This is a genomic window from Pseudarthrobacter sulfonivorans (assembly GCF_014712225.1).
Taxonomy (GTDB): domain Bacteria; phylum Actinomycetota; class Actinomycetes; order Actinomycetales; family Micrococcaceae; genus Arthrobacter; species Arthrobacter sulfonivorans.
Genome location: NZ_JACXBW010000053.1, coordinates 1 through 535, shown reverse-complemented (window position 1 = coordinate 535; position 535 = coordinate 1). Strand labels below are relative to the sequence as shown.

The window sequence follows — 535 nt, the reverse complement described above, 5'->3', positions numbered from 1 at the left end:
ACTGCCCGAGGATTTGTCCACGCACTCGGCGCGCGGGCAGTTCGCCGGCGGCTGGCAGGGCGGGGAACAGGTCCAGGGCTACCTGGACGAAGACGGGATCCCGGCGGATTCGAAGACGGAGACGTTCGCGGCGATCCGGGTGGATATCCACACCCGCCGCTGGTCCGGGGTGCCGTTCTACCTGCGCGCCGGCAAACGCCTCGGCCGCCGGGTGACCGAGATCGCGGTGGTGTTCAAACGGGCACCGAACCTTTTGTTCCGTGACCACGGCGAGGATGACTTCGGGCAGAACGCGGTGGTCATCCGGGTCCAGCCCGATGAGGGCGCCACGATCCGGTTCGGGTCCAAGGTCCCGGGCACCCAGATGGAAGTCCGCGACGTGACCATGGACTTCGGCTACGGGCACTCCTTCACCGAGTCCTCCCCGGAAGCCTATGAGCGGCTGATCCTGGACGTGCTCCTCGGTGAGCCGCCGCTGTTCCCGCGGCACGAGGAAGTCGAGCTGTCCTGGAAGATCCTGGACCCCTTCGAAGAC

Annotated in this window: 1 pseudogene; it reads left to right on the top strand. The window is 67.1% G+C overall.

Going from position 1 to position 535, the window contains the following annotated elements:
* A pseudogene (locus IAQ70_RS22520) lies at positions 1-535 on the top strand (glucose-6-phosphate dehydrogenase); the annotation flags it as partial.